The organism is Pseudovibrio sp. Ad5, assembly GCF_001623095.1.
In the GTDB taxonomy this organism is placed as follows: domain Bacteria; phylum Pseudomonadota; class Alphaproteobacteria; order Rhizobiales; family Stappiaceae; genus Pseudovibrio.
Window position 1 is genome coordinate 97,409 of the sequence record NZ_LMCH01000006.1, and the last position, 18,926, is coordinate 116,334.

The 18,926-nt window shown below is 52.3% G+C and carries 22 protein-coding genes and 1 tRNA gene; 14 read left to right on the top strand and 9 right to left on the bottom strand.

Annotation, left to right across the window (positions count from 1 at the left end; translation table 11 throughout):
• Window positions 1-108 precede the first annotated feature (108 nt).
• On the top strand, window positions 109-249 hold the full coding sequence (locus PsAD5_RS27975; RefSeq protein ID WP_167550253.1) for a hypothetical protein: 141 nt from the start codon (window positions 109-111) through the stop codon (window positions 247-249).
• 7 nt (window positions 250-256) lie between these two features.
• The gene (locus tag PsAD5_RS03940) at window positions 257-1,180 is read left to right on the top strand and encodes a site-specific tyrosine recombinase XerD (protein ID WP_063291162.1); all 924 of its coding nucleotides are present in this window, start codon (window positions 257-259) and stop codon (window positions 1,178-1,180) included.
• 70 nt (window positions 1,181-1,250) lie between these two features.
• Here the strand turns inward: PsAD5_RS03940 and PsAD5_RS03945 are convergent.
• A tRNA-Leu gene (locus PsAD5_RS03945) sits at window positions 1,251-1,335 on the bottom strand.
• A 263-nt stretch (window positions 1,336-1,598) separates the two neighbouring features.
• On the opposite strand from PsAD5_RS03945, the gene PsAD5_RS03950 reads away from it, so the two are divergent.
• Together PsAD5_RS03950 and PsAD5_RS03955 are read left to right on the top strand one after the other, a co-directional pair.
• Window positions 1,599-2,177, top strand: coding sequence for a YqaA family protein (locus tag PsAD5_RS03950; protein WP_057463507.1), 579 nt, complete (start codon window positions 1,599-1,601; stop codon window positions 2,175-2,177).
• Window positions 2,178-2,290: 113 nt separating this feature from the next.
• A complete protein-coding gene (locus PsAD5_RS03955) occupies window positions 2,291-2,818 on the top strand; it encodes a disulfide bond formation protein B (protein WP_063291163.1) in 528 nt (175 codons plus the stop codon).
• Between the two features lie 86 nt (window positions 2,819-2,904).
• On the opposite strand, the gene ppa is transcribed toward PsAD5_RS03955, so the two are convergent.
• Window positions 2,905-3,441 carry an inorganic diphosphatase gene (gene ppa, locus PsAD5_RS03960; protein ID WP_057463505.1) on the bottom strand — a complete coding sequence of 179 codons (537 nt, stop codon included), beginning with the start codon at window positions 3,439-3,441 and terminating at the stop codon, window positions 2,905-2,907.
• Between the two features lie 135 nt (window positions 3,442-3,576).
• Here ppa and PsAD5_RS03965 point away from each other — a divergent pair, with 135 nt between their 5' ends.
• The 3 genes from PsAD5_RS03965 (at window position 3,577) to PsAD5_RS03975 (ending at window position 6,384) form a co-directional block, all read left to right on the top strand.
• On the top strand, window positions 3,577-4,173 hold the full coding sequence (locus PsAD5_RS03965) for a hypothetical protein (protein ID WP_063291164.1): 597 nt from the start codon (window positions 3,577-3,579) through the stop codon (window positions 4,171-4,173).
• 471 nt (window positions 4,174-4,644) lie between these two features.
• Window positions 4,645-5,049 (top strand): DUF2794 domain-containing protein, encoded by a 405-nt coding sequence (locus PsAD5_RS03970; protein WP_057463503.1) that lies wholly within the window; start codon window positions 4,645-4,647, stop codon window positions 5,047-5,049.
• Window positions 5,050-5,148: 99 nt separating this feature from the next.
• Window positions 5,149-6,384 carry an MFS transporter gene (locus tag PsAD5_RS03975; protein ID WP_063291205.1) on the top strand — a complete coding sequence of 412 codons (1,236 nt, stop codon included), beginning with the start codon at window positions 5,149-5,151 and terminating at the stop codon, window positions 6,382-6,384.
• 99 nt (window positions 6,385-6,483) lie between these two features.
• On the opposite strand, the gene PsAD5_RS03980 is transcribed toward PsAD5_RS03975, so the two are convergent.
• The 4 genes from PsAD5_RS03980 to PsAD5_RS03995 form a co-directional block, all read right to left on the bottom strand.
• Entirely contained in the window at window positions 6,484-7,596 is a 1,113-nt protein-coding gene (locus PsAD5_RS03980; RefSeq protein WP_063291165.1) for a cystathionine gamma-lyase, read from the bottom strand.
• 232 nt (window positions 7,597-7,828) lie between these two features.
• Window positions 7,829-9,109, bottom strand: a complete 1,281-nt coding sequence (locus tag PsAD5_RS03985; protein WP_063291166.1) for an MFS transporter — start codon at window positions 9,107-9,109, stop codon at window positions 7,829-7,831.
• A 109-nt stretch (window positions 9,110-9,218) separates the two neighbouring features.
• Entirely contained in the window at window positions 9,219-10,076 is an 858-nt protein-coding gene (locus tag PsAD5_RS03990; RefSeq protein WP_057463499.1) for a CPBP family intramembrane glutamic endopeptidase, read from the bottom strand.
• Window positions 10,077-10,259: 183 nt separating this feature from the next.
• Complete coding sequence (locus PsAD5_RS03995) at window positions 10,260-10,628, bottom strand: group I truncated hemoglobin (protein ID WP_063286064.1); 369 nt, start codon at window positions 10,626-10,628, stop codon at window positions 10,260-10,262.
• A 370-nt stretch (window positions 10,629-10,998) separates the two neighbouring features.
• On the opposite strand from PsAD5_RS03995, the gene PsAD5_RS04000 reads away from it, so the two are divergent.
• The 3 genes from PsAD5_RS04000 to PsAD5_RS04010 all read left to right on the top strand — a co-directional run bounded on the left by PsAD5_RS04000 (window position 10,999) and on the right by PsAD5_RS04010 (window position 14,071).
• Window positions 10,999-11,469 carry a DM13 domain-containing protein gene (locus PsAD5_RS04000; protein ID WP_063291167.1) on the top strand — a complete coding sequence of 157 codons (471 nt, stop codon included), beginning with the start codon at window positions 10,999-11,001 and terminating at the stop codon, window positions 11,467-11,469.
• A 363-nt stretch (window positions 11,470-11,832) separates the two neighbouring features.
• On the top strand, window positions 11,833-13,659 hold the full coding sequence (recQ, locus tag PsAD5_RS04005) for a DNA helicase RecQ (protein WP_063291168.1): 1,827 nt from the start codon (window positions 11,833-11,835) through the stop codon (window positions 13,657-13,659).
• A gap of 118 nt (window positions 13,660-13,777) precedes the next feature.
• Window positions 13,778-14,071, top strand: coding sequence for a hypothetical protein (locus PsAD5_RS04010; protein WP_063291169.1), 294 nt, complete (start codon window positions 13,778-13,780; stop codon window positions 14,069-14,071).
• Here the strand turns inward: PsAD5_RS04010 and PsAD5_RS04015 are convergent, their stop codons facing one another.
• The gene (locus PsAD5_RS04015) at window positions 14,072-14,986 is read right to left on the bottom strand and encodes a permease (RefSeq protein WP_063291170.1); all 915 of its coding nucleotides are present in this window, start codon (window positions 14,984-14,986) and stop codon (window positions 14,072-14,074) included.
• A gap of 113 nt (window positions 14,987-15,099) precedes the next feature.
• On the opposite strand from PsAD5_RS04015, the gene PsAD5_RS04020 reads away from it, so the two are divergent.
• The 4 genes from PsAD5_RS04020 (at window position 15,100) to PsAD5_RS04035 (ending at window position 17,789) form a co-directional block, all read left to right on the top strand.
• Window positions 15,100-15,432, top strand: coding sequence for an ArsR/SmtB family transcription factor (locus PsAD5_RS04020; RefSeq protein WP_063291171.1), 333 nt, complete (start codon window positions 15,100-15,102; stop codon window positions 15,430-15,432).
• A 91-nt stretch (window positions 15,433-15,523) separates the two neighbouring features.
• Complete coding sequence (locus tag PsAD5_RS04025; protein ID WP_208988471.1) at window positions 15,524-16,018, top strand: GAF domain-containing protein; 495 nt, start codon at window positions 15,524-15,526, stop codon at window positions 16,016-16,018.
• A 117-nt stretch (window positions 16,019-16,135) separates the two neighbouring features.
• Window positions 16,136-16,564: a hypothetical protein gene (locus PsAD5_RS04030; protein ID WP_208980968.1), complete on the top strand. Its 429-nt coding sequence runs from the start codon at window positions 16,136-16,138 to the stop codon at window positions 16,562-16,564.
• Complete coding sequence (locus PsAD5_RS04035) at window positions 16,557-17,789, top strand: HlyD family secretion protein (RefSeq protein WP_063291173.1); 1,233 nt, start codon at window positions 16,557-16,559, stop codon at window positions 17,787-17,789. Before PsAD5_RS04030 ends, PsAD5_RS04035 begins: the two co-directional genes overlap by 8 nt.
• A gap of 114 nt (window positions 17,790-17,903) precedes the next feature.
• On the opposite strand, the gene PsAD5_RS04040 is transcribed toward PsAD5_RS04035, so the two are convergent.
• Both PsAD5_RS04040 and PsAD5_RS04045 read right to left on the bottom strand, forming a co-directional pair.
• Window positions 17,904-18,347 carry a hypothetical protein gene (locus tag PsAD5_RS04040; RefSeq protein WP_057463491.1) on the bottom strand — a complete coding sequence of 148 codons (444 nt, stop codon included), beginning with the start codon at window positions 18,345-18,347 and terminating at the stop codon, window positions 17,904-17,906.
• A complete protein-coding gene (locus PsAD5_RS04045; RefSeq protein ID WP_208980967.1) occupies window positions 18,337-18,864 on the bottom strand; it encodes a Panacea domain-containing protein in 528 nt (175 codons plus the stop codon). Before PsAD5_RS04045 ends, PsAD5_RS04040 begins: the two co-directional genes overlap by 11 nt.
• Window positions 18,865-18,926 lie beyond the last annotated feature (62 nt).

The following is an 18,926-nucleotide window of genomic DNA, read 5'->3' on the forward strand; positions in this document are numbered from 1 at the left end:
CTTCACAGTGAAACGGTCTATTTTTGATTGTGAAGTATACTGCTACACCCCACCATCTGCGGGTGATCTAGGGGTATCCAGATTTATACGGGAGCATCCGGTTCTGCCATGCCAACATTGATGCGATTGCTGTCTATCATAGGTTTGATCGTTACTGGCGCTGTGCTGAGCATGTATCTGCTTGTCAGCTACGTTGAGCCGGAGCCACGTGAAATTATCGTCGAAATCCAAAAGGAAGGCTTCGAATAGGCTTTTTATGCGTCGAACTCTTGAGACTGAACGCTTTTTTGAAATGTTAAGCGTTGAGCGCGTCAGTGCGTTCAATACGTTAGAAAGCTACCGAACTGACCTGGAAGATTTTGATAGTTTCCTGAGTACGCAAGGTGTGGATCTGCTTGCTGTGCAGGTCACGGATGTCCGTGCCTATCTCTCTGACCTTACTGACCGCGGGTTTGCGGCGTCCTCTCAGGCGCGGCGTCTTTCGGCTCTTCGGCAGTTCTACCAGTTCTGTTATGCCGAGGATATTCGTGATGATGATCCAACCCGAACCGTCGCTTCTCCGCGTAAAGCCTCCATTCTTCCCGGTGTGTTGAGTGAGGAAGAGGTGGATCGGCTGATCGGCAAGGCAGAACAGTTGGCTACTATCACGCATGATAGTGATGCAAAGCAGATCAGAGCTGCGCGTGTCTATACATTGCTGGAAGTGCTTTATGCTACGGGTCTGCGTGTTTCCGAGCTTGTTTCTCTGCCAGTGTCAGCGGCTATTCGTGACAGCCGTCTTATCACCGTGAAAGGAAAGGGCGGTAAGGAACGGGCTGTTCCGCTGTCTCCCCGCTCACAGAAGGCCATGGTTGAGTATGTGCGGCTGCGTGCATCTTTAGGGGCTTATGCGGACAGTGTTTGGCTGTTTCCCTCTCACGGTGAGAGCGGGCACTTTACGCGTCAGGCGTTTGGGCGAGACTTGAAGGCGCTTGCATTGGAAGCGGATATTGACCGCAACAAGGTTTCTCCGCACGTACTCCGCCATGCCTTTGCTTCGCACCTGTTGCAGAACGGCGCTGACCTGCGTGTGGTGCAGCAGCTGCTGGGGCATGCGGACATCTCAACAACACAGATTTATACCCACGTGTTGGAAGAGCGTCTGCAGAAGCTGGTAGAAGACCATCACCCGCTGGCGTGAGCTTCGCAGATAGCTCAAGACGCATGTGTGGCGTTGGATAAAAGCGCTTAAATTTTGGGGAAGAGAAGAGTGGTGCCCCCGGCCAGACTCGAACTGGCACTTCCGAAGAAACCGGATTTTGAATCCGGCGCGTCTACCAGTTCCGCCACGGGGGCAACGGTTGGTAAGGGCGGAATATATCGAGATGGGGTGCGACGTCAATATTTTGATTCAGCTAACCACAGCATTTGTCAGCCTATACTTATATATATTTACGGGGGATAAGGGTGGTGAGGTCATATTTCCGGCCATAATCCTGTGATTGCTGCTGATGATTGAGGTAGGACTCCAGCGTGGGGCTGTTATTGAATGTTACCGCATTGCGAAATGAACCATATTCTTCGCTTGAATGAATGATTGTTTGGAGCATCGCTGACTTATGTTGCGTCGCCTTTATGACTGGACACTTTCCCTTGCTGCGGGACCACGTGCACCCCATGCGCTGAGCGCTGTCGCCTTTGTGGAAAGCTCTGTCTTTCCGCTTCCGCCTGACCTGCTTCTCATCCCCATGTGTGTGAGCAAACGTCAGCGATCCTGGTTTTATGCTGCGCTGTGTACTGTGGCTTCTGTTCTGGGTGGTTTGCTGGGGTATCTCATCGGTGCTGTCTTGTTTGAGGAAGTGGCGAAACCGATCCTCGCGTTTTACGGTTACATGGATAAGTTTGACCAGTTTAAGCAAATCTTTGAGGACTGGGGCTGGTGGTTTGTGTTTATCGCTGGTTTGACGCCATTTCCGTACAAAGTAATAACTATTGCGAGTGGTGTTTTTGCTCTGAATCTCCCAGTATTCATTGCGGCGAGCATCGTCTCCCGTGGAATTCGGTTTTTTGCGGTCGCAGGGCTTTTGTACCTGTTTGGACCAGCAATTCGGGATTTCATCGAAAAGCGGCTGGGGCTGGTGTTCACTGTGTTTGTGGTGCTGCTGGTTGGTGGTTTCGCTCTGATCAAGTTTCTTTAAAGCGGCTGTCGTTTCTTTGAGAATGGGACAGTTGCTTTAATCTGTTTTGTGGCGCGTGTTCTTTGGAGTGCTGGTTTGGAGCCTCGGGAATGCGCAGGAGAGGTTAACTGGAAATGCTAGGACGCTTTTTTGCGCTGCTTCTGAAAGATCCGCTCACCTCTGGTGCTGCGCTGGTGACACTGGGTAGTGCCACAGCGTTGGCGACCGCGTGGGGTTTTGAGCTTATTGGTGGTTTTAAGCCATGCCCACTGTGTCTCATTCAGCGTAATCCGTACTACGCTGGTCTGGTGCTGGGTATTCTGGCGCTGATCTTTACCCGGACCGAGAAGCTGCGTTGGGTTTCTGTGCTGGCGCTGCTGGGTGCGGCTGGTGGTTTTCTGTATGGCGGCGGTGTTGGCATCTATCAGGCTGGCGCAGAGTGGGAACTCTGGCTTGGGCCGAATGATTGTGCCGCTGGTGGCAGCATGGAGCTGGGATCTGCTTCCAACATGCTGCAGAGCCTTGCGACCACTAAAGTTGTGAGCTGCTCTGTTGCACAGTTCCGCATCTTTGGTCTGTCGTTTGCCGGACTGAATGCGATTTATGCGAGTGTGATGGTGTTCATTACGTTGTGCGGGCTGGTGCTTCCTCGTAAGAGCTGAGGTTCCAGCGCTTTGTTTTGATATGAAAAAAGCCCGGGGCTCTACGCAGCTCCGGGCTTTTTTGTGTCAGTTACAAAGAGAGGGGTTTAGCCTTCTTCTTTGTTGTAGCGCTCGATGCTTTCTACGATCAGACGCTTTGCTTCGTCCGCACCGTGAATGCCAGTGATCTTCACCCATTTGTTTGGCTCAAGATCTTTGTAGTGCTCGAAGAAGTGCTCAATCTGTTTGATGGTGATTTCAGGCAGGTCTTCGATGTTGTGTACGGATTCGTAACGACGGGTCAGCTTGCTGCTTGGGACAGCGATGATTTTCTCATCCTGACCGGACTCGTCTTCCATGACCAGAACGCCGATCGGACGGCAGCTCATGACGGCGCCTGGAACGATTGGGCGCTGGTTCACAACAACTACGTCGATTGGGTCGCCATCACCGCACAGGGTGTGTGGAACGAAGCCGTAGTTGCCCGGGTAACGCATAGGGGTGTAGAGGAAGCGATCGACGTACATTGCGCCGGATTCTTTTTCCATCTCGTATTTGATCGGCTCACCGCCAACTGGAACTTCAATAATGACATTGACGTCCTCAGGTGGGTTCTTACCGACAGGAATACGATCGATACGCATTTATGTATACTCCAATTTCATTTGCTGCCTGTATTACAGGGGCATCGGCCTGTTGCAAGATATATTTCGCAGTCGAGCTTGCGTAATTCGTTCAAGTAATTCCTGACGAATAACTCTGGGATAAGTGGGTGCTTAATGTTGAAGAATTTTCAGTTCCTCATTGTTGCCATGACCGGAATTTTTGTTTGCACCACCGCTTTGGCCGAGAGTGTTTATTCCACGCTGGATTTAAACGAGACATGCGAGCTTCAAGACACCCCCGAAAATACAGTGGGCTCTGCTGTGTGGATGTGTCAGGGGTATAACGGTATCCCCGTTTACGTGGCTGAGGGTGATTTGCGGTTCTTCGTCAGTTATGGCGAGCAGGCGCGAGTTGAACCTGCGGCGACGCAAGGCCTGAGTCCGTGGAACCGGCTTGGCTCCACCATTGAGTGGGTGCTGGAAGGTGGTGAACCCGTGGCGACGATTTTGCGTTGGCATACGGACATTCCGGCGGATGTTGCGGGGGATGACAAAGCGGATGCGGATGGATTTTATCGCGGGCAGGTGCTGGTGATTACTCAGCTGGGGCAGGGTAAGACTTGTCACGTCGGTTACGTGGATGCCCGTGCGACCAAGAATGCCAATAAGCTGGCGCGGGATGCTGCGGGGCTTTTGGCCGGGATTTGGGATTGTACCAGTCAGCCGAAACTACTTGGAGGTGGTGGCCTGTCCCTTGGTCTCACTGAATAAGACCTAACGGTTTCTCGCAGCGATAAGTTGTAGGGGGAAGCGGTTCGGTTCTCCTTCAGCACTGTGACGAGTGGGTCAACGGGGGGTAGGGGTGAGAGTCTTCACCACAGCTCCACAGAACCGAACCTGCTTGGGCAACAACGATAATTTGGCTGGCATTCGTGGCTCCTCAATGACCCAATTGGGGCGAAATAGAGAAACTACTGTGACAATTTTAGCGTGTACTCTGAATTCTCACGGGGTCCTTTGCCGGGCAGCAAAAGGAGGTTCCCTTGCGTTCTTTCAGGCTTTGCCGCAGGATGGGCGGATTATGTGGTAAAATGGGGTTGCCGATGGCTTAGCGTGCGTCGCGGATTTTCAAATTCACGCTGCGTGCTCAACCAGATTGCCTCGGCGCATTCGCGATGCGAGAGCCGATATTCTGCTTTCTCCGGGATGCCCAACCACAGGATCTGAACGCAGGAGGCCTTCATGAGTGAAGGAGATGATATTGCAATAGTGTCCGGGAGCGTTCGCTCTCTTGATGGTGGCGCCAACAGCGCAGCCGTTCAACAAAAACCGAACCTCCCGAAACCGATAGTTGCTTTTCATCGAACGGAACTCGATCAGATCCTCAGGCTGTACGGACGCATGGTTGCCAGCGGCGAGTGGCGTGATTACGCCATCGGCCACGGAACAGACAAAGCGATCTTTGCCATTTTCCGCCGTGCCAGCGAAATGCCGCTCTACCGTATTGAAAAAGACCCCAAACTTGCCCGCAAACAAGGCGCCTACTGCGTCGTTGGCACCGGCGGCATGATCCTCAAACGCGGCCACGACCTAGCCAACGTGCTGAAGGTGCTTGAGAAGAAGAAGCACCTGCGCGTGGTGGAGTGAGTTGGCGGACGGTTGGTCCGCTACCGGATAGCTCTGGTGAGCATCTGATGATTTTCAGAATGATGCTTTGCTGATGTGAAGCGCGAAAGGCGTGAAGCGATGGGGTGGTCTCGAATTGCATTGCTTCTCCTTGTCCTTGTGGATGTTATGGGGCAAGGGCTGATTTTTCCGATCGTCAATAGCCTTGTGATGGTACCCGGCAGTACCTTTGTTCCCCTTGGAGATTCTCTTGCTATCCGGGAGATTGATTTCAGCCTTTTGACCGGAGCGTTCTACATCAGCTGGTTTTTTGGCGGCGCCTATATTTCCAAGCTTTCGGATTATATCGGGCGTAAGAAGGCCATCCTTATTTGCCTGTTTGGTGCCTTGTTCGGATATGGGCTGGCAGTTGTTGCGCTGCTTTGGTCAAACCTGGCTTTGCTGGTGCTCGCGCGCGCAATTACCGGGTTCGCCGCAGGCAATCAGCCAATCGCACAAGCTGCTCTTGTTGATCTCAGCTGTACGGGCGCAGAAAGAAACCGGAATATGGGGTATGTGACAGCAGCCATTGCCATTGGCTTGATTGTTGGGCCGCTATTTGCGGGAGTGCTCAGTGATCCCTCCATCATGGGCAGTTATGCTTCGCTTGAACTGCCTTTTTATGCAGCGCTGGTGCTGATCCTGATCAACATTGTTCTGATCATTGTTTTCTTTGAGGAAACAAACCAGACACGCCGCAAGATAGATTTTGGCCTGTCAGAGGTTTTTCTCGTTCTTTGGCGGGCACATTCAAGGCCTACAATTTTGAAGCTGTGTGCTGTTTTCCTCTTTATAGAGGTCGGGCTGAGCGCCTTTTATATTTATCTCAATAACTACATGGTGTTGCGCTTTGGGTTCGATACGCTTCAAAACAGCATTCTCCTGATCATTTTTGGATCGGTTCTGGCTCTTGTAAGTGCGCTTCTGGTGGGGCCAATATCCCAACGATTTTCTAAGGTGGCGACGATTGCTGTGAGTGTGACTGTGATGGGAGTTGGGCTCCTGGCCTTTACTGTGAATGATGTGGCCTGGCTCTCCTATCTCCTGACAGTGCCAATCGTAGCGGCCTTTGCGCTTACCCTGCCTCTCATGTTTTCCTTGTTCTCTGCTGCTGTTGATGAGAGCGAACAAGGCTGGATCATGGGGATCACCATATCGAGCTCGACGGGAGGTCAGTTCCTGCTTGCTATTGCTGGTGCCTCTTTAATGACCGCTAACATTCATGGCGTGTTTATCGCGGGCATCGCCTGCTTTGCCATTGCCTTGGGGCTTATTTTCGTTCTGTGGCGCCAACCGGATATTCGAGCTTTGGATTAGGGATAGATGTTGGAATGGATTGAGAGGGAGGCGAGGACTGTGATGAGGATGTGGAAGACGGGCAGTCTGAGAAACTGCCCGTCGTGGGTTGATCGTCTCTTAAGAGACTTGCTCTAGGGCTTCAGAGAAGGCCTGCCAGAGTTCCTCTACCGGCTCGCATCCCACAGATAAGCGGATGAAGGCAGGATCTACTGCGTCTCCCCAGCGGGCGCGGCGTTCTGCTGAGCTGTGAACGCCGCCAAATGAGGTGGCAGGGCGCAAGAGGGTGCATGAATTGATGAACTGTTCAGCCTGGGCTTCTGTTTCAAGCGTGAGGGAGATCAAGAACCCAAACCGTGTTTGTTGCGCTTTGGCCAATGCATGGGCTGGGTCCGTTTCCAAGCCCGGAAAACGAATAGACTTTACGGCTGGATGATTTGCAAAACGCTCTGCGAGCAGAGCTGCGGACGTACACATCCGATCATAGCGCACATCCAGCGTTTCGAGGCCTCGATGCAACAGCCATGCTTCTTGTGGGCCGGGGATGCAGCCGGAAAACTTTCGCCACTCTTCGACAGCTTTTAAAATCTCAGTGTTTCGGCTGGCGACATGACCCATAAGGGCGTCGGAATGGCCTGCCATGGATTTAGTGTCTGAGGAGACGACAAGGTCTACACCAAAATCTAATGGACGCTGACCAAGTGGTGTCAGGGTTGTGTTGTCGCAAATCGTGATACCACCTGCGGCGTGTACAGCAGACGCAATTGCTGTTAGATCCAGCAGGTCGAGGCCCGGATTTGAAGGTGTTTCCAAGAACACAACGTTAAAGCCATCAAAGCCGCCTGTGGTGAATTCGGCGGTGTCGCGCTCAACGACTTCAACGCCGAACTTAGCGAGAAACTGGCTGGAGAGGATGCGGGTTACATAATACCCATCTGCCGGGACCAGTAGCCGATCTCCTGCTTTGAGCGTTGCGAAGAGGGCTGCTGAAATTGCCGCCATTCCAGAAGGAAAACATAGGCAAGGCGCTGCTTCGAGATGAGCGAGCGCATGTTCAAGCTGGGTCCATGTCGGGTTGCTGACACGACCATAGTTTGGAAAGTCCTCAGGTAATCCTGGAAGATGGTACATTGAGCTCTGCACCAAAGGTAACGCAATCGGTTCACCCTTAGACAGGTTCTGACCACGTAGATGCAGGAACTCGCCCATGTTTGGTGAAGTGCGTTGTGTCATGCGGAATCTCCCATTGGATCGTATCAGCGCGCGCTCCGCACTGAGATGTTGTTTATGCTGGCCTTTATGAGGGGGGCTCAACGGTCATTACAGTGATGGTAATGTACGCGTAACGGAGATGTCTATCTTCCTATCAAATAGGAGAAAGTATCCCTTTGGTGAGCGGCGCATTTTCAGCTTAACACATTACTTTTTGCATTAGGGGGCTCGCTTAAACATGAGGTGCTGAACGTTATGCCAAAGCGTTCTGCAGCCGTGTTGTGGCAATCAGTTTGGGCAGACGCCAGATGATTGGGAGGGAGATGAGGACTGCAATGAGGATGTAGTAGACGGGGGCGTAGTCCTTGCCGGTCTGGGTTACCAGATATGTGGCGACGATTGGGGTGGTGCCGCCGAAGAGGGCCATGCTTAGATTGTATCCGAGCGCGACAACGCTGCAACGCAAATGGTCTGGTGCCATTAGGGTGAGGGCTGTGATGGAGAGTGCCCACCCGACTGTGCTTGTTAAGGTGAGACCGAACTGCCCAAGAAAAACGGATGTGATGTCCTCTTGAAGCATAAGCCACCAGCAAGGGCCTGCGAGGATGAAGGTTGCCAATGCCCCTGTGAGAAAAGCTGGCCGTAACCCAAAACGGTCCGCAGCTAGTCCGCAAACCGGAATAAACAGAGCCATAACAATCAGGTTGAGTGTTGTGACATTGAGAGCCGTGGATGCGCCAAAACCTGGCTCCGCGCTTAAATATGAGACCGCATAGACGTAAATTACAAAGTAAATCACAGCGGTTGGAATGAGTAGCAAAATCATTTGCCCGATCAAACCAGAATGATCTCGCAGGCTTTGCCAGACAGGTGATGAGTTATCCGCTGGGTCTTCGTCCAGCACTGTATCGGTGATATTTCGCCTGATGACTGCGCTGAAGATTGCGACCAGCGTGCCGAAACCAAAAGCCAGACGCCATCCCCAATCCGCCATCTGTTCGGCAGAAAGAAGGAGGCTAATGCCGGCTGGAACAGCCGAGCCGACAAGGCAGCCGGAAATCATGGCGCATGCAATCCATGCTCCTGTTAATGCCCGGCGTTCCGGCTCTGCTTGTTCCACCAGGAGGACGCCAGAGGCTGTGTATTCTCCGGCCACGGCAATGCCCTGAACAATCCTCACCAAGACCAGAAGTATGGCTGCGGCGATCCCAATTTGATCATATGTGGGTAGCACGGCAATCGCGAGAGAGCCTCCGCCCATCAGCAGGACGGAGATCATCATGGCCGTCTTTCGGCCCACACGGTCTCCAATATGGCCAAAGATTACACTGCCGATAGGGCGCGCTGCATATCCGACAGCCAGCACGGCGAATGCAGAAAGCAGTGAGGCTACTCTGTTTTCTAGCGGGAAAAACTGGGTGGCAATCGTTGCTGTGAGGAAGCTGTAAACGGTGAAGTCATACCATTCCAGAACGTTTCCACTCGTTGCAGCGATGATTGAACGTGGTGTTAGCCTCGTTTGCGATCTGGACATTCAGCCACCCTTTGTTCCGAGAGCTCGAGGCCTTGAAGTGCGAGCACGTTACAGAGCAATGTTTAGCAGCATTCCCTTACGGAAAATGTATCGTGGGTGGTTGCCTGCCTTACTTCGCCAACATGGGGTAGGTGAAAAAGAGGATGTGGGTAAGGTTGACGAGGAAGTGGACGCCTATGGCGGCTTCTACACGACCTGATTTCCAGAAGGTGGCGCCGTAGAACAGCCCGGCGACGAAGGCAAAGGCTGCGTAAGGCAGGCCGCCATCCAGATGGTAGTAGGCGAAGTGGAGTGAGGAGATTACGAGTGCCGCGGTGCCTGCCCAAAAGCTGCGCCCGAGCTTTTCCATCAGCTGGCCCATGATGAACTGGCGAAAGAAGACCTCTTCTGCCACGCAGGTGAACAGCAGGTTCGCAAAGATCCAGATTGGTAAGAAGGGCACCAGTTTCGGGTCGAACACCACTAGCCCTGCGGCGTAGGTTGCGCCGATCAGTACTGCCGCTGCCGGAATGAAGAACAGCAGTGTTATACGCAGGCTGCGGAGCCAATCTTTGGCTGTGCGGATGCGGGGGGCTGCGAAGAGAAACAGCAGGAAGCCCAAAGCTGCCTTATCGAAATTGAGGTAAAGCGAGTATGGCACAGCATCCGGGCTGGTTTTTGCACCAGACAGGACCTGAAGATTGTGAAAGCCGGGAGCTTCATGCGTCATCACCAGATGCCCTGCCAGCAACAGCAGACCAACCATCACATAATAAAGCCAGACAGGGTGCTTTTGCTGGAAGAGGACCGCACAGACCACAGCCCAGCTGAGAACGAGCAGGAGCCCGGTTGCATTCAGTACGCCTGCGGTGACTGCAAGAACCAGCGAGAGAGCGAATAAGGTGAGCGGCACCCATCGCTGTGTGATGAGCGGGACGCTTGCAATAGCTAACCCGAGACTAAGATAGGCACTCAATGAAAGCGGCATGATGAAACTTTGTGGGTGTCGCAATGGGCAGAAAAATGAACTCTCTGAAACTGTGAGGTAAAGCTGCCGCTAAGTCAAATGTGCAATGGTTGGGTTGCGCGTAAGGAAGCATCACCCGGCCTGAACTCAGCGGCCAGATACCGGGGGATGCGCGTTTAAATGCTCTGGAAAATAATCGGGGTGCTAAACCAGAATTTCCTCTTTCAGGCTGCTCACGAAACCAACGGTGTCGTTGAACTCAGCTTCTGGCAGGCTGAAAGCTTCCAGAGTGGCTTTCAGGTGGGCTAAAAATACGTCCCAATCTGCTTCGGTGATGCCCATGCCAGTGTGTGTGATCACCATGTCGCGGCCTGTGTAGTACAAAGGTCCGCCGGCGCTGTTTGCCAGATAATCAATCAGGAGCTGCTTTTCTCTGGCGATCCCATCATCACCGCGGTTTTGCCAGAAGCGCCCAAGCAGCTCATCGCTCTGTAGGCGTGGGAGGAGGTTGTTGACGACTGCAGAAATCGCGTCATAGCCGCCGAGGCGTTCGTATAAAGTTTTTTCGCTCATAATTCAGACCTTTTGTCCTGGGGGTTAAAGGGCTGAGGCTAAACATCATTTAGGTAAATCTACTTGATGAATGTTAAGTCTGCATATTTCATGGATAAACAGGCTAAGGCCTCTGATCTGGTTAGAGTGGATAGTGTTAACCTGTTGAAATTGATGGTATTTTGTGTGTGAGAGAAGGGTGTTTTGAGGTGATATGAGCACCGATTAGGAAACCGTGGGCTCTTCACGGTATTTCACAGTGTTTTGAGATTTTGGGATTGATTACAATGAGGTAGCTTTGTTGCCATCCTCATACGTGGTTGCTAGACACTTTGATGTGATCGCTTTTATGATCATAATGATTTTGACCTTGTAGACTGAGAGAACTCCTATGATCCGTTTTGTTGCATTGCTCGTTTCGCACACCATAGTGCTTGTTGTTGGCTTTGCGCTTGGGATCTACTTCCTGCCTATCCTGACTGCACCGGATTCTCCTGAGACCGCCGTACTGGAGCAGAAAGCTCAGAACGCGCAGTACACTGCGGAGTTCAGCCGCGACCAGCGTGGCAGTGACTTCCTGCATTGGGGTGAGGGCAAGGTGAGTATCTCTCCAGAGATGATCGTTCATCAGGGGCGTCTCGCACCGGGTCCGGATTACAAGGTTTATCTGGTCCCTGAGTTCGTTGAGCATGAAGATGAGTTCCTACCAATCAAAGACAACTCGGTTCTGATCGGTGACGTCAAAACCTTCGACGGCTTCCTGCTGAATGTGCCTGAGGGCGTTGATATTGAGACCTACAACACCGTGCTGGTGTGGTGCGAAACCTTTGGCGAGTTTATTTCTGCTGCGAAGTATCGGTGAGGTGATGGAAGCTGTAGATACGATGTTCTAATCGTTCTTTAGAACCTTCATGTTTCGTGTTACTCGTGGCTGATGAACAATGAAATCAAACAATGTGTAGAGTGTGAAAGTTCATTCTTTGTTGAATCTTCAAAGATGGTGGACCTATGCAATGAATGCTCGCACATTATTCATGGGTACCCGCACTGCGATCATAAGTTCGCTGATGGGGCCTGTGTTGAGTGTGGTTGGGATGGTTCACGTTCTGAGTACACTACGATTTTGATTAAGCGTTACAACATACCTGATGATGAAACTCAGTAATGAGATTTCAAACTATGCATCAAACGTAATCTTCTTACTAAAGTTTTAAGTCTACTGCTCATGACACTCACGCAAGATATTGTTGCCTCGCCACATGATGTTCTGAAAAAAGTATTTGGCTATGACGCGTTTCGCGGCAATCAGCAGGTTGTGATTGATAGCGTAATGGCTGGTGAGAGCTGCTGTGTTCTTATGCCGACGGGGGCGGGTAAGTCGCTGTGCTATCAGGTGCCTGCCTTGTGCCGCCGTGGGGTGGGCGTTGTCGTTTCTCCACTCATTGCGCTGATGCAGGACCAAATTGCGACACTGCGCGAGCTTGGGGTGCGAGCGACGTCTATCAACTCCGCGCTTTCTCGTGAGGACATTCAGGCCGCTTATCGGGATCTTCGGGCTGGGGAGCTGGATCTGCTTTATGTGGCGCCGGAACGGTTGGTGCGGCCAGAGTTTGTTGGTTTGCTGGAAGAATTGAACCAGCGCGGATTGATTGCGCTGCTGGCGATTGATGAAGCGCACTGTATCAGCCAGTGGGGCCATGATTTCCGCCCTGAGTATCGTGAACTGACCAATGTGCGGGCGAAGCTTGAGGGTGTGCCTTGTCTGGCAGTGACCGCAACGGCGGATGAACCGACGCGGAAGGATATTCAAGAGCGCCTTGATCTGCCGCGCCTGATTTCCTCCGGCTTTGACCGGCCTAACATCACTTACACCGTGGGCATCAAGAGTAATCCGAAGCAGCAGTTGCGGCGTTTCCTGAAAGATCGGCCAGCTGGTGAGAGTGGCATCATCTACTGCCTGTCCCGCAAGAAGGTGGAGGAGACTGCCGCGTGGTTGGTTGATGAGGGCTTTGATGCGCTGCCTTATCATGCGGGTTTCGACAGTTCGGTACGTGAGGCCAATCAGGATCGCTTCATCAAGGAAGAAGGCATGATCATGGTGGCTACGGTCGCGTTTGGGATGGGCATTGATAAGCCCAACGTGCGGTTTGTGGCGCATCTGGACCTTCCGAAAAACATTGAGGCTTATTATCAGGAGACGGGCCGCGCTGGGCGCGATGGCCTGCCGTCTGAGGCATGGCTGGTCTATGGTATGCAGGATGTTGTGTTCCTGAACCAGATGATTGACCGAAGTGAAGCGCCAGAGAGCCAGAAGCAGATTGAGCGACAGAAGCTGCGGTCTTTCCTCGCTTACTGTGAGACGGCGACCTGTCGGCGCTCTGTTCTGCTGCGCTACTTCGGGGATGAGTGCGAGCCTTGTGGCAACTGCGATACCTGTTTGAACCCGCCGAAGACTATGGATGGGACTATTGCGGCGCAGAAGCTGCTCTCCTGCATTTTGCGCACGGGACAGAGCTTTGGGGCGAACTATGTGATTGATGTTCTGCTGGGTAATGCGAGTGAGCGGATCATCTCACGTGGGCATGACCAGCTGTCGACGTTCAACATTGGTGGTGAGTTCGACAAGATCAAGTGGAACGCCATTGCCCGGCAACTGCTGGCTGCTGGCCTGATCTATGCTGATCACGATGCTCATGGGGCTTTGAAGATGACGGTGCTGGGCATGGAGTTCTTGAAGGAACGCCGGACAATTGAGCTGAAAGTGGATCAGCTAGCCAACTCTGCGAAGATGGAGCGCCGGGCCAAGACGCCAGCGCGGGCTCAGATTGAGGACATTGCGGATCAGGAGCTGTTTGAGAAACTTCGAGTTCGGCGGATGGAACTGGCGCGAGAGCGGAATGTGCCTCCTTATGTGATCTTCAATGATAAGACCCTGATTGAAATGGCCGTTGAACGTCCTCAGCGGCTTGAAGAGATGCTGGAGATTTCTGGTGTTGGTGAGTCCAAACTGGAACGGTTTGGCCCAGACTTCCTGGAGATCATTCGAGATTAGAAAAAAAACCCACTAACCTGAATGTTAGTAGGGTCTGATTTGCGTGAGTTGTAGCGTTTCTGGTGTCTTCTGGAAGTCCATTGAATGATGCATCGTATAGTCGATGGGATGTTAGGTCATGATCGAGTTCAGAATTACTGATTTTGATTGTCTGTCAGTGGACCAGAGTGGAGAACGTCGCTTCGTTGTCTTTACTGAGCGGCCCATTGAGTTGGGTCGTTGTTGTTTCTTTGACGCTCATGTCGTGCTTTCTGAAACGAAGGTGTCTTATCCCTGCGTCGTTTATACACCAAGGCCCAATGGTAAGCTTGATCCTCCGCATTTCCATATGAGGGCTAAGAAGTCTTTTTGCCTTGATGAACTCATGAACGTTGGAGACCTCCTACGGGTTGAGAGTGAACAACGTCCTTGATCAAAAGATCAGCGAATAGAGCACCCCTGCGCTGACGGCCATTCCCAGGATCACGACTAGGAAGGCGGCGATCATCTGGTTTTTGAAGAGGGACTTGAGCAAGATTACCTCTGTCAGGCTAGCACCTGCGCTGCCGATGATGAGGGCCATGATTGCGCCGAGGCCCATGCCTTTGCCTGCAAGTGCTGCGGTGAGCGGGATCACGGCTTCTGCTCTGATGTAGAGCGGGATGCCGATGATAGCGGCCACAGGGATTGCGAGTGGATTGTTTTCACCCGCCCAAGAGGACACCAGATCTGTTGGCATGAAGCCATAGATCATTGAACCGATGGCGATGCCGCCGATGAGGTATGGCAGGACTTTTTTGAAGTCTGCCCATGTTGAGTTCCATACCCTTGCCCACTTGCTTTGAACTGGCGCACTTCCGCTGCAGCTGCTGCTGCATGAAGAGGTGGATGGGGCCGCGTAGGCTTCTGGTTTCACAAACCTCTCGAAGCCAAGCTTTTCAAGCGTGTAACCTGCGATGATGGAAACCGCCAATGCGATGGTGAAGTAGAACACTGTGACATCCAGACCGAAAGTCACCGTGAACAAGCCGATGATAACCGGGTTAAGCAATGGGCTGGCAAACAGGAACACCATCATGGTGCCAAAGCCAGCACGGGCACGGAGCAGGCCTTTCAGGAACGGGATGGTGGAGCAGGAGCAGAATGGGGTGATGACGCCAAGCGCTGCTGCTGTGACATAGCCTTTGCCGTTTTGACTGCTGAGGATCTTTTGCACGCGGCTTGGCGGAATGTATTCCTGCAAGATGCCGACGAAGTAACTGATCGCCAGAAAGAGGATCGTCAGTTCCACAGCAAGCACTGCGAACATTTCCAGGCTGCTTATGAGCATTTCAGAGGACAGTGACATTGGGTATGATCCTTATTACGATATTTCCGGATTTGTCGAAATAATAGAATAATAGGTTTTCATGTCAAGATATTTCTAGTAATGTCGAAATATAGAAAATTCTGGTGAATGAGATGGATATCGAAAAAACTGCTAAGGCCTTGAAAGAGCTTGGACATGTAACGCGTCTTGCAATTTATAAGCGGCTTGTGAAAGCTGGCTATAAAGGCCTGGCGGTGGGTACATTGCAGGAAGAACTGGAGATTCCAGGCTCAACACTGTCGCATCATCTGTCTGGTTTGGCCTCTGCAGGCATGATCAAACAGCGGCGCGAGGGGCGGGTGCTTTACTGTGTTGCTCAGTTTGAGCAGTTGGATGAAGTTCTGCAGTTTTTGCGAGCTGAGTGCTGTATCGACGACAAGTTCTATACGGATGACGATGGCCTTAAAGAGCTGAAGCGTGGCTGATCTTTGAAGGAGGCATAGTTGAGTTTCTCTGACTTGATGGTCAGCACGGAGGAGTTACAGTATCTGCATTTCACAATTGCAGGTATTTGAAGTGGTTGATCAGATTAAGTTTGTGCAGGCTGTAACGGAGAGTTCCAGCTTGCAGGAGGCCGCACAGAAAGCGGGCGTGTTGTTCTCCAAGTTTCCCGGATACAAGCTGTTTACGCTTACGGTGACGCATCCTGACGGGAGCCATGTGGTGCGGTTGTTTTCCAGCGCGGAAGGTTCTTATGGTACCTCTGGCACCAAGCCGATTGAAAAAGAAGGTGGCTGGTATGAGCGCGTGCTTGTGCAGCAGAAGCCGTTTCTTGGGTACACCATTGAAGATGTGAAAGACTACTTTCCTGACCATGAGAAGATTGCTGCCATGGGGCTGGGTGCAACTCTGAATTTGCCAGTGGTGGCATCTGGCGAGGTGATTGGCACCGTGAACCTGCTGGACGCGGACCATGCTTACACTGAAGCAGATGCAGACAAGAGTTTCGCTCTGTCTCAGGCATTAGCGCCACTCTTTTTGAAGGCGCGGGAAGAGCTGGCTGCGGTTTGATTTCAATTCATCTGTTTTCGCTTAGTGGGCCTTTACCTTAAGGCTCGAAACCTTCCATTTTCGCCGAGTTTCTCCCGATTTGTTTCTCTCAGGGTAACCATGAATGGGGCATGAAAGATGCTCCATTCCGTCCGCGTTCTGCGCTGGCACCATGCAACCCCTGAGAGACGAGCGGTACAGGCTATGGCTTCTGGTGGCGAACATGAGCAATTCGCTGGGCATCTTCCAATCTTCATCACTGCACCGGGCAGTACAGATGTTTTGATGGTGGTCACCATCTTCATCGCCATTGGTGCGGTGTTGCTGGCGGGTGTCTTTTACTTTTCCCTGCATGCCCTGCCAGAGAAGATGGCGCACAAGTATGGGCGGTCGCATATGCAGATTGTGGCCCTACTGGCGGTGTTGGCGTTGTTCACGCACAACAACTACTTCTGGATTGCAGCGCTGTTGCTGGCTGCGATTAACCTGCCGGATTATGAGACACCGCTTAACACCATCGCCAATTCTTTGCGCAAGACGATAAAGGGGAAGAAACAGAATGATTGAGTTTCTTCTTTGCTCGCTTGTGACGATCCTGCCGGACTATCTGTTTCGTCGCTACAGGCAGGGTAAGCGGATCGGGCACGAGATTACGTTTTTTACGGTGTGGTATGAACTGCGCTGGGGGATTACCGGGGCGCTGATGCTGACCATTGCGCTGATCACGCTGGTTTTCTTCTATCACCCAACCACGTCCAACGTGCTGTCGCTTTACCGCACTGTCTCCATCCTGCCGGAAACGGCGGGGCGGGTTGATCTGGTGGTGGTGGAGAACAACCAGCATGTGAAGGCCGGGCAACTGCTGTTTACGCTGGATTCCTCTACTGAGAAAGCTCAGGTGGATACGGCGCAGAGTGAAGTAGATGAAATTGATGCTGAGATCCAGCTGGCGAATTCTGAGCTGATAAGTGCGGAAGCTATGATCTCTCAGGCGCAGGGCGCCTATAATCAATCTGTCGGTGAGTTGGAGCGGACGCTGGATCTGCAACGCCGTAATTCTGACGTGGTGACGCAAAAAGAAATTGATACGCGCGAAAATCAAGTGGTTGTGCGCAAAGGGCAGCTGGATGCAGCTGTTGCTAACCGGGATATCGTGCAGACGAAGATTACCGTGAGCCTGCCTGCACAGCGGACCAGCGCGATTGCGCGGCTGCATCAGGCGGAATCCGCCTATCACAAGAAGTTTGTTTATGCTGGCGTTGATGGTGTGATCACGCAGTTCATTCTTCAGCCCGGTGATATTGTAAGCCCGATCCTACGTCCTGCTGGTATTCTCGTACCTTCTACGACGGGGTATGGGCGATTTCAGGCGGGCTTTGGGCAGATTACTGCTACTGTGATCAAGGTTGGCATGGCGGCAGAGATCACCTGTGCATCGCGACCGTTTGAGGTTATTCCGATGGTCGTGGTGGACACACAGGACTTTATCTCCTCAGGTCAGTTCCGTCCGACGGATCAGCTGGTGGATGCGCAGGATGTTGCGCGTCCGGGAACCTTGCTGGTGATCATGGAGCCGCTTTATCCCGGTGATACGAATGGTATTCCTCCCGGCAGCAAGTGCATTGCCAATGCCTACAGCAATTATGGTGAGCAGATTGCAGCGGGTGAGTTTGGTTTCTGGGGCGGCCTTTACTATCACATGGTGGATGCGACCTCGATCATGCATGCGCTGATCTTGCGGTTCCAGGCGTTGGCTTTCCCAGTCAAGGTGCTGGTGTTATCTGGCCATTAAAGCAGCTCGCATTTAAGCTGAATCACATGAACTGCTTTAGCCATTGTTTTTGCGAATCTTTATCCGAAAACCGGTTTCCACTTTTCGGAGATACGCTGTAGAGCGTGTGGAGCGCTATTTTCGAGCGCCCACAAAGATGCCGGTGAGCACCATGCCGACCAGGCCGATGACAGTGGTTGCGGTGCTGCCAACGAGGAACTCCAGTACGCTGTCGGCCAGATTGAACGAGTTGCCATAGACATTTTTGAAGCCTGCCAGCACGAGGATGAGGGCAACTGTGCCGCAATACACGCACATGAACCAGTAGGCTTTGCCTGCGTAGGGTTTGATGAGGGCGTCCAGCTCCTGCTTGGTCGCGAGCCGTGACTTAAGCTCCATCAGCTCGTTCTGAAGCAGGGTGTTGTCGTCAGACAGGGCCTGACGGTCTTTCAGCAGCTGCTCGAACCCGATCTTGGCGGGTGGGTCCACCTCAATAGGGAGCTTGGAGACGGCTGCGTCGATGTCATCCACAGTGAGTGGCTTTTCGAGTGTGTCCTCGAATGTATCGTTAGGCGGCATTGATCCGACCCGCTGTTTGTATGGACTGCTCTTCTTCTGCGTGAGAGCGGCCCGCTAAGGCGAGTTTGATGTAATATTGTCGGGTGCGTTCTGTATCGATTTCTGCGTTTCTCCCCTTTTCGAAGTAGGCATGGGCCCATGGAGAATTCGCTTGATGGGTGAGATCTGACAGTTGCTGTGGCGTATAGTTACGGTACTTCTTCCAGACGTGATCAATGATGTCTTGCTCACTACCGTTGATGCGACCAGTGACGATCTGGCCGGTGACGGGATCTGCAATTTCACAATTGGGGCCTTTGTGCCCACCTTCCTTTATGAAATCCCATATCTGCCGAAATACTGGGCCATTTTTCCAAGCTTGGGGAGCTGAGTTCACCAATGGCTCGCCGTTGATTGCGAGGTTCCAGCCGTTGGCGATGGCAACGAGTTTTTGAATGTACATCTGAGATGGGTATTCAGAGCTGCCTCGGCGTCTCAGAAATTCATTGGCGATGGCACAAGGTGAGTGTCTTGGCATTTTTTGCCCCTACAAATGCTGTTGGAACAAGCAGAAAATTGCTTAGAAAAACATATGGTACG